The 9879-nt window shown below is 42.0% G+C and carries 8 protein-coding genes; 3 read left to right on the top strand and 5 right to left on the bottom strand.

Annotated elements, in window-relative coordinates; translation table 11 throughout:
• Positions 1 to 217: 217 nt before the first annotated feature.
• On the bottom strand, positions 218 to 1663 hold the full coding sequence (viaA, locus tag BCU75_RS09055; RefSeq protein ID WP_076674471.1) for an ATPase RavA stimulator ViaA: 1446 nt from the start codon (positions 1661 to 1663) through the stop codon (positions 218 to 220).
• Between the two features lie 11 nt (positions 1664 to 1674).
• Positions 1675 to 3330 (bottom strand): ATPase RavA domain-containing protein, encoded by a 1656-nt coding sequence (locus tag BCU75_RS09050; RefSeq protein WP_102473596.1) that lies wholly within the window; start codon positions 3328 to 3330, stop codon positions 1675 to 1677.
• 287 nt (positions 3331 to 3617) lie between these two features.
• On the opposite strand from BCU75_RS09050, the gene BCU75_RS09045 reads away from it, so the two are divergent.
• Complete coding sequence (locus tag BCU75_RS09045; RefSeq protein WP_102466679.1) at positions 3618 to 4133, top strand: NUDIX hydrolase; 516 nt, start codon at positions 3618 to 3620, stop codon at positions 4131 to 4133.
• A gap of 39 nt (positions 4134 to 4172) precedes the next feature.
• A complete protein-coding gene (ltaE, locus tag BCU75_RS09040; RefSeq protein ID WP_102473595.1) occupies positions 4173 to 5177 on the top strand; it encodes a low-specificity L-threonine aldolase in 1005 nt (334 codons plus the stop codon).
• 196 nt (positions 5178 to 5373) lie between these two features.
• Here the strand turns inward: ltaE and BCU75_RS09035 are convergent, their stop codons facing one another.
• A complete protein-coding gene (locus tag BCU75_RS09035) occupies positions 5374 to 6189 on the bottom strand; it encodes a LysR family transcriptional regulator (RefSeq protein WP_241903961.1) in 816 nt (271 codons plus the stop codon).
• Between the two features lie 357 nt (positions 6190 to 6546).
• Here BCU75_RS09035 and BCU75_RS09030 point away from each other — a divergent pair, with 357 nt between their 5' ends.
• Positions 6547 to 6936 (top strand): glycine zipper family protein, encoded by a 390-nt coding sequence (locus BCU75_RS09030; RefSeq protein ID WP_102466052.1) that lies wholly within the window; start codon positions 6547 to 6549, stop codon positions 6934 to 6936.
• A 195-nt stretch (positions 6937 to 7131) separates the two neighbouring features.
• Here the strand turns inward: BCU75_RS09030 and BCU75_RS09025 are convergent, their stop codons facing one another.
• Both BCU75_RS09025 and BCU75_RS09020 read right to left on the bottom strand, forming a co-directional pair.
• Positions 7132 to 8586 (bottom strand): DUF1214 domain-containing protein, encoded by a 1455-nt coding sequence (locus tag BCU75_RS09025; RefSeq protein WP_102473594.1) that lies wholly within the window; start codon positions 8584 to 8586, stop codon positions 7132 to 7134.
• 103 nt (positions 8587 to 8689) lie between these two features.
• Complete coding sequence (locus tag BCU75_RS09020; RefSeq protein ID WP_102473593.1) at positions 8690 to 9610, bottom strand: LysR family transcriptional regulator; 921 nt, start codon at positions 9608 to 9610, stop codon at positions 8690 to 8692.
• Between the last annotated feature and the right edge of the window lie 269 nt (positions 9611 to 9879).

The following is a 9879-nucleotide window of genomic DNA, read 5'->3' as shown; positions in this document are numbered from 1 at the left end:
CCACTCTGCCAAGGCGCCTTTTTGATTCAACACTTTAGGCACTCAAGTAAGCCGCACCGCTGTGTTCGGGTGCCTACTTTACGGATCGAGGAGAGATAGTCAAACAAAAAAGTGAATTTAAATTCCGTTTGCTGACATTTAAATCAAATTGCTGCATGTTCGATCTCTTCAATCAAAAAACACGCAGCAAAATGGATTAAATAAAGGTATTAGGGCGTTACCACTTCTTCATGAAACGACCGACAAGGCTCGGGTGATAAGCCCAGCAGTGATCAAACATGGTCATAAGTTGAGGGTTACCATACTTAGAAAGGCTAACCGCATGGAAACGATTTTTGTGCTCTTTTAACTTTTCAACTTGAGCAATCATTTCATCTGATTGCTTCGGTGCGATAAAGTCAGAAAGTACGATTAAATCGGCATTCTTATATTTATCACCCGTCATCAAGTCAATCGACTTCATGAGTACAGGTTCTAAATCCGTACCGCCGTGGAATGAGTAACTTAAGAAGTCGCTCGCTTCACGTAGGCCATCTTGCCTTGTTAACTCATAAGTGATCTGCTCAGAAGAGAACAGAATCACGTAACAGTCTCTCTCTTCCGCAAGAGCGATTTGCATCAACGCATAAGCCATCGCTTTGGCTGATTGCTCTGGGAAACCACTCATAGAGCCAGAAGCGTCCACACAGACGATGAACGGACCTTTTTCAATATCAACGTTTTTGCTATCCGGCTTTTGCGCTTTTACTTTACGTAATGTGCGTGATTTACCTTGCGAGCGATAGCTAAGTAAACGCTTGTCGGCCAAGTGTTTGTAAAAGATAACCTCAAGTTCAGGGTAAGCTAGGAACATAGTCTCGTTAGGCAGCATTTTGTTCAGGTCATCACTTTCATGTATCCCAACAATATCGTCGACCGCCTCATCACTTTTTTCTTCAACCATCTGCAGTTCTTCTACAGGGGCTTTATGTAACGAGGGATCATCTTCCTCGCCAGCCATACGGCCTAACTTCTCTGCTATCTCTTGAAGGCCCTTGTGCTTGTTCAAGAACTCCGCATGGCGCTTCATAATGGTGAGATCAGTTTTGCTTAACTTGGCAGATGCCATGTCCCACAAACGCCCTACACTGCCTTCATCGCCCGACTCCGTCACTTTATCCATGTTTTTCATGGTTTCCATGCGTTGATAAAGATCAGCTAAGACTTTTTCTTTGCTTGTTTCAAGCTCGATTACTTGAGCTTGTTTAATGGCGTCTGACAGTGACTGATACCATTGATCGCAAAAGTAATGTGGAAACATCGCGTTATAAACGCCTTTGTTGTTTTCCATCAAACGTCTTGCTTGTAGATAAAACGCTGAGTGCCACTCCAGCTTTTTGATAACACTATCGATCTCGTCAAAGAACTGCGATTCATCCCAGTAAATGACTTCTTGATAAAGCGCAATTTCCTCTTGGAATCGATCAGTTTCGCACACTTTAGTGACGCGTTTTTTCACTTTACCGCGCCATTTTACCAAGTGGTTTTTCACAGATGTTTTCACACCTTTGTTCTCAGCAGCCATCATAACTTGAGAACGAGCAATGAGATCATTCATCGCGGTATCAATGATGCCTGAATCAGCCACCATTAAAGCGAGGTTTAAGCCGTCTGCCCCTAACATATGCTCTCCCCTTACTCGAAGTACTGACTCATGAACTTAATGCGTTGCGTTATCTTACTACTCTTCACTTTCGTCGTTTCAAGCTCTTGCGTTACTGCTTGCAAGCTTGATTCCATCGCTTTCGGCAGATCAGGGTCGATATAGTTATGAGGTAACGCATCATGGAATTCAGTGCGTACGCGTTTTAACTTGAATTCAGCTTCGGTTAATTGCTCTAGCGCTTTCTCTGCGCCACTCAACCATTTGCTATACAGTTCTTTATCCAAACCGTCTGTTGTAACCACGCTCACTAATACCGAGCGATTCGCAATATCTTTGATAACTAGTTGATTCGATGCATCCAAATCGAGTTTTAAACGGCATAGATTTTTATTTTCGTTAACGTAACCGTAAATGTCGCCATGCCCTTCTTTAAGAACTCGATCAAAATCGTCTTTGGCTACGTACACCCAACGGCTATCGCCTTTCTCAGATTCAGACACCGACATGTTGCTTTGCAACATCACCAGTTTAACTAGGTTGTATGCACTGCCGACGCTGTACATTTTCGCGTTCTTGATATCATTTTGGTAAACGTCTTTACGCAGCAAGCCACTGGTGGACTCCATAGATAACGACACAGACAACGTTGATTCAACATCGTCCTGAATCTCTTCTAGTTCTTCTCGAGACATTTCAATTTGAGCTTTCGACTCTTGCTGATCAAACGCTCTGTTCAATGCAAAATCTTTCACGACACTACGAACTACATCGCGTGATTCCGGGCTATGCCACAAACAATCTTGAAGAAGCATAATGTCCAATGGATTCACGCTATCACGGCCACTAAAGAATGCGCTCGCTTTCAAAAGTTTAACCGCTTTCTTCCAGCGTCTATCAGAAACATACAGCTCCGATTCAGAAGATGAACCTTGCTTTTTAACGGTCTCTTCAAGCATGGTCTTCAGTTCAAAGAGCTTGTTAAACGAGTTGTCCGTCAGTTCAAGCTTATCGAGTTCTTTCTGCCATTGGTGGTATTCAATATCAGTAATCGCCAAACCTTTAGGAATCACCGCTTCTTGAGAGGTACCGGTCGTCAGCATCGATTTGAAGTTCTGTTTGTTTTGAATACGATTTACAAACACACGGACCAACATTCGGTCATAAAGAGCTTCTAGGCCGCTGTCTTCATCGGGAAGTTCGTTTGATGCAGAAACCAGCAAACGCATAGGCACACGTTCAATTTCGCTGCCATTTTTGAATGTTTTCTCGTTAACCACAGTAAGCAGCGTGTTTAGGATCGCAGGACCTGCTTTCCAGATTTCATCAAGAAAGACAACTTGAGCAGTTGGTAAATAGCCTTCCGTTAATCTTACGTAACGACCATTATCTTTTAATTCTTGAATACTTAACGGACCAAACACTTCCTCTGGCGTAGAGAAACGAGTCATCAAATATTCGAAATAACTACTGTTGTCAAAAGCTTGAATGAGGCGTTTAGCGATAAGGCTTTTTGCAATACCCGGAGGGCCTAATAGGAACACACTTTCTCCGGCCAGAGCGGCCAATAAACAAAGCTTAATTGTGTCTTCTCTTTCATAGACGCCATCAGAGAGAGCATGCGCCAATTTATTGATTCTTTCAGAGAGTAGCGCCTTGTCAGCATGTGAGGAAATAGAAGGGGTCATGCGTTACTCCGAAAATCTTTGAACAGTTGAGAGTGTAGATATGTTTTTATACATTTGTTAGCATTCTGTTACAAGTGTATTTTATTATTGAGTTGCATTTATATCAGATGCTTACGGTCGTAATTTTAGTGTAATCATAGATTCCAAATATGAATGTAAGGTCACTGACAGCGTAAAGTTAAATCTATAGCCAACCTAATTTTTCTTTTATTTTCGACACCATAGACGTTAAGGTGGTACACGTCTTCATTATTGTGACAAATCGACAAGGATTGTAGTCAGACTGCATGAGTAAAGTTATCCATCAATGGAAAAGTATTTCTCTCATCGAAGAGAACGTGACGCTCCCTACGAACGTCGTGGTAAAACATACAACAATACACCACCCTGGCGCCGCCGTTATTCTTCCTATCACTTCGTCCGGAAAAATCATCCTTATTAATCAGTTTCGTCCTTCTCTTAAGAAATGGCTTTTAGAGCTACCTGCAGGCACGATGGAAATTGATGAGACACCTCTTCAATGTGCCCAGCGCGAGCTGGAAGAAGAAACCGGTTACAGTGCAACTTATTTTCAGAGCTTAGGGCAAGTCACACCTTTAGCTGGATTCTGTGATGAAATTCAGCATTTGTTCGTCGCCAAAGACTTAAGCCTCACTACCCGCTTTGAATGCGACGAAGATGAAGTCATAGAAGTGATAGAGCTGAGCTTAGAAGAACTGCACGACAAAATACGACACGATCAAATCACCGATACAAAAACTATCGCTTGTTTAAGCAAAGCCCAACTATGCGGCTATCTATAGCCAATTATATGACTACCTCAAGTACTCTAGGAGAGAAACATGGACTTTCGTTCTGATACCGTAACTAAACCCTCACAAGCTATGCGTGATGCAATGGCAAATGCCGAAGTGGGTGATGATGTTTATGGCGATGACCCAACCGTAAACGCACTAGAGCAATGGGCAGCGAATGAGACCGGCTTTGAAGCAGCGATGTTCACTTCTTCAGGTACACAAGCCAACTTACTTGGTTTAATGGCACACTGTGAGCGTGGTGACGAATACCTTTGTGGCCAACAAGCGCACAACTACAAGTACGAAGCTGGCGGCGCCGCGGTACTTGGCTCGATTCAACCTCAGCCAATCGAGAACAACCCAGACGGCACGTTAGATTTTAAAAAGCTTGCTGCTGCTATTAAGCCAGACGACAGCCACTTTGCACGTACCAAGCTGCTTAGTTTAGAAAACACGATTAATGGCAAAGTACTGCCAATGTCTTACCTAGCCGAAGCTCGTGAGTTCGTCAACCAACACGGCCTGCAAATGCACCTAGATGGCGCGCGTGTCTATAACGCGGCAGTCGCGCTGGACGTACACGTTAAAGAGATCGCCCAACACTTCGATTCTATGACAATCTGTTTATCAAAAGGGTTAGGAGCTCCGATCGGCTCGTTGCTTCTTGGTAGTAAAGCCTACATAGCCAAAGCACGTCGACTTCGTAAAATGGTCGGTGGCGGCATGCGTCAAGCAGGCATTCTTGCCGCTGCGGGTAAAATGGCGCTTACGGAGAACGTGGCTCAACTAAAAGTAGACCACGATAACGCAAAAAATCTAGCGATTGGTCTAAACAAGCTAGCAGGCTTCTCTGTTAACCCTGACTTCATTCAAACGAACATTGTGTTTGCTAAGTTAGATGATTCTGTCGATATTAACCGCATCGCAGGTGAGTTAGATGAACAAGGCATTACGATGTCTCCAGGTAACCCTGTTCGTTTTGTTACTCACCGCGACATTAGCGCTGAAGATATTTCTGCGTTCTTAATTGCTCTAGAAAAATCCCTATAAATAAGCAATAAGCAATAAGCAATAAGCAATAAGCAATAAGCAATTTAATACTTAAGCTTCCCTCAAAGGGAAGCTTTATTGCTACGTTTTTGAATGAGTCAGAACATTACTTACCAATCCCTAACCCTTGTATTAACGGCCTACTCTCCAGTTATTTACACCGCTGATATCAGAGGTCTTAAACTTATCTTGAAATTTAAATTACGGGGCCCTGGTTGATAATTGGCTCCACTAACTCGCAAAGCCACTCAATTTTTGCAGAGTGCCTTCGTGAAGATTTCACTATTAGCGCGATATCTACACTTATATCGGTGTGAGTTAATTCATCGCTCACTTTGTTGTATCTAAGTGTATAGAAATCATCCATAAGTTGAGACATAAGTTGATAGTTATCAATATACAACTTAGGTTTTATTGTTGGATCCAACTTATTGAATAGATTTTCATGTTCATTAACTCCAGCTACAACATACTTCACATATTCTCTACTACCAATATTACCTTTGAAACTCGCAGAGCCTTGATGTAATCGTTTTTGATAAAAACTTTGTGGTTTGTCATTGAGTATATGGATTCCCAAATCAACGTCTTCTTGTAAAATAAGTGATTCGCTATGTTCTCCCCATGTACGTATATCAATAACAGCATCTGTTTCTTGGCGAATGGCTTTGATGATTGCGCTGCCTTTTTGAACCAAATATGGCTCTATAATATGTAAAGACACTTTCGTTAGTTTTTGTGGGTCAAAATGTTCAGGTTCTAGCGCTAAAAACACAGATTCTAGTGCGGTCTTAAGTTTAGGTTCAACGGCTAAAGCGTAAGAGGTCGGAACCATACCCTCAGAACTTCGAATAAACAACGGGTCATCAAGAGTTTCACGTAGTTGAGCCAACACCTTAGAAATGTATGACTGAGATCGACCTAGTTTCATAGCAGCTCGACTTGTCGAACCTGTCTGCATTAAGGTTAGAAAAACGCGTAAAGCGTTTAACTCATTTATATCATTATTCATTTAACCTCTTCGTTCTCGATTAGAACGTTTTAAAGAAAGCCCTGATCCATAGATTGCAACCGGTAACCTATGTAAAATTTATTACATCTCAGTTCTAGGACACATAAAGAAAACTTATTTAATCCAACAAAACCAATTCAATTAAATAAATGGTCATGCATTTAAATAGTTAATAATTAACTGTTCCCCATTACATTAATAAAATAGCATTTCAAATTATTTTCATTTAAACCAAACAATTACTTGCAAGGTAAATAGAATAACACCATGTGGAATAACCCATATTCCACATGGAACAATAAAGATTGATAGACTTATTCTTACTAATGTAAAACACCCATCAATAGGTTTAAAGTCATGATTAAATATGCACCAATTATACTCACACTGTTGTTTACTACACCTCTGCAAGCACAACTTATTATCGATAAAGATGGCATTGAAGAAAAAGAATATATTTACGATATGCACAAATGTGAAGAGCTAGCAAACCAAACTAAGAAAGACAGTGGTTCACGTGGAGCTGTCGGTGGTGCAATTAAAGGCGCTGCTATTGGCTCTGCTGGTAAAGCAATCGCTGGTGGTTCAGGCTCCGATGGCGCAAAAAAAGGAGCGGCGGTAGGTTTGGCAGCTGGTGTTGTTGGAGGAAGTCGTGACCGAAGAAAAAACCAACAAAACTACGAAAAAGAAAAACAAACAGTTCTGAGAAACTGCATGTCTAATCGAGGATACACAGTTTTGAACTAATATAAAACTGTGCGTATACCAATAGATCTACAAATCTACCACGACTAAAAATTAAGACGCTATTGGCACAACGCACAGTTTTATAACTTCTCGTTCGTATTTTCTAATCAACCACTCTAATTAATCTCGTTCATCGAGAATGATTCCCTAACTAGTGCCCTTTCTACCCAGCCAAAAAGCTAAGGCTTTAATTTACTATTGAACTAGCTGAATATTATCTAGAGACCAGTCTCCTGAGAAATAGCGCTCATTCGGAGTATATAAACGGAAATAGGTAAACCATGTTTGACCAGGCTCAGTTTGAACCCAATTAGAGGACACACACCCTTTACTCTTCTCGCATTGAGGACCAATAAACACATCAACACTGCCATCTTCGTTATAAGTTAACTTGTTTGAAGAGTTGATCTCTGCTTGACCCGTACTGTTAGCAATTAGGTTACGATACTTAGAATCATAAATAGTCACCGCCCAAAAAAGATCCGCAGGCACATCAGCTGGTACATTGAGATGATAATTGTTGCTGCCATCAAATCCGATACCGTTCGCATCCTCATAAGCACCTAAGTACATCTGACCAGGGCCCGGTTTATACATCTTCATCGCTTTGGTCGAACCAATCGCCTCATGGAACCAAGCCGCACGCTCACGAAGCTCACCATGAGTCTCTTGTTGTTGAGTTGAATCGTTTACCAGAGCGACAAACCAGTTCTTATCGCCAAAGTAATTCGCTCCCTCAAAATTCTTTTTGTAGGTGTTGTTAATTGCCTGTAAATAACCTAACTCTTCGCCAGCAATCAGAATAGCTTTCTGTTCTTTGGTTGGATTAAACGGCTTGCCTTTCTCAATGCCAAGATCTTTCAACATGGCGTAGAAGAACACATCACGTTCGTGCATGACTTCCCGCTGAACGATCTCATTTAGATTTTCCCAAAACGTCATACCGCGTGGCTGAGCTTGGATAAACGCATCGCCCTGCTTTGATACGATTGGGCGATCTCTAAGTTCCTGTTGGTTAAATGGATAGGCTTTGAAGGATTCCGTGATTTGCTTATGCTTAATTGGGTCACGCTCCATATTCCGCGTCCCGAGCCAGATAACGTTGGTTGGTGACTCAACGACAGTATAAGAGCCATCGTGTTCAGGTTCTTGTTGACCTGGACCTAGGATAAGCAGTTTCACACCTTGGCCTTGCTCTGGCCCGGCAACGCCAACATCGATAATAGGGCGTTGCCATTGATCACCCACATAGCCTGCTGTCATACCTGCTGGGACTTCCCACACCACAGGACCATGAACATCGGCATTATGAAAAGCAATTAGATACTCCACTACTTGGTTGGGAGTCAAAATACCGCGAGCCCCGTCACCTTGATAAGAAGAGATTTGCGCACTGTTCGCACTATTGCCCATGTCATGATTAGCATTTTCCCACCCCTTCAAACCCATAGCAGGCATTGACCATTGATAAACCATAGCTGCATATTGAATATTCTGATCTTGATACATCTTCTGCGAGGTTTCAGCAGAAGGTACATTGTTGACAAATTGATAACCGTGGGAGCTGGTAAAAGTAAGATCATTGTTGTCACCCGCAAATACGGTAGTGACAGAGAGTGAAAGCACAGAGGCAATAAAAATCAGTTTCATGTTGTGTCCTAATGTTCAGGGAATACACAACACTCTAATGACTCTTAGATATACGATCTAATTCCTAATTTTGACCTGAGAAATACGAAAAATGTATATCTGGTTATTCAGTAGCAAACACCTCTTCTAATTGAGTCATAACCCATAGGTGAAATTCTGAACTTCGGTTTTTCTGATGATAGAACAAGCTGCGATCGAACTCCACGGCAGGCACATCCAATATTTCTTGTATAGGTATGCTAACAATATTGGGTTGATTGTTTTCATCCAACAAGCCAGAAATAGCGGGGAAAATTAAGTTGCTGTCTGCCAACGACCTAATTATCGCGTGTACATTTTCCGAACGCAGCGCCACAGTAACTGGAACCTTTGCTTTGCGTAAGATCTTTTCAACTCGCGATTCTTTCTGGTTCCAATTGGAGATAAGCACTGAGGCTAAGGGGTAATCGGACAGCGCTTCTAAGCGAACGTTATCGAGATATGGGTGACCTTTTCGCATATACAAAGAGAATGCTTCTCTACCCAATGAGTTACTAACTAACTCTTTCGGCGCGTCAATACCGTAGAAATTGACGCCAAAATCTAGCTCCCCTTGCACCAACTTGGATAGGCTAGCTTGGTTCCAAGACTCTATCTCCAACTGTAAGTTTGGCGCTAAACGGGAGATATTTCGATATAGGGTGCTGGCATAGCGTTCAGCCATAAAGTGGTTCAAGCTAATACTAAGTTTACCTTCAGCTCTCTCTGGGGAGAATGTGTGTAATGCGACACTTTGTTCAAGAACTTGCAAGGCTTGGTTTACCTCACGACAGATTTTGTCGCCTTCTGGAGTTGGCGTTAACCCGTATTGATTGCGAATAAACAGCTCTTGCTGAAAGTGCTCTCTCAAATTAGTTAGGGCACGGCTGACTGACGGTTGAGTGGTAAACAAACGCTCTGCGGCAAGGCGAGTATTTCTCTCTTGATAGAGCACAACCAAAGTCTTTAAAAGGTTAAGGTCTAGATTTCGAAAACCGCGATCCATCAAGTCTCTCCACAGGTAAATTCAACTAAAGCACACTTTGTAACGTGCGTACTTGATTTGGTACTGACAGTATATACTGACCTTAACGTACAAAGACAGTGACCCTATAGCGATCTGATTTTCAAAAGGTTTATCACCTCAGATCAGTTCTCCAATTTTGGGACATAAGCTCTACATCGTGACAGATTATCGACTGAGTTAAAATAGTTGATAGAGATATATGTTCATCGGCATTCTTGCCGTTGTAGAAAACGAGTGCTCAAGATATT

It is taken from the genome of Vibrio splendidus (assembly GCF_002873455.1).
Taxonomy (GTDB): domain Bacteria; phylum Pseudomonadota; class Gammaproteobacteria; order Enterobacterales; family Vibrionaceae; genus Vibrio; species Vibrio splendidus_J.
This window is presented reverse-complemented; position numbering and strand designations above follow the sequence as displayed.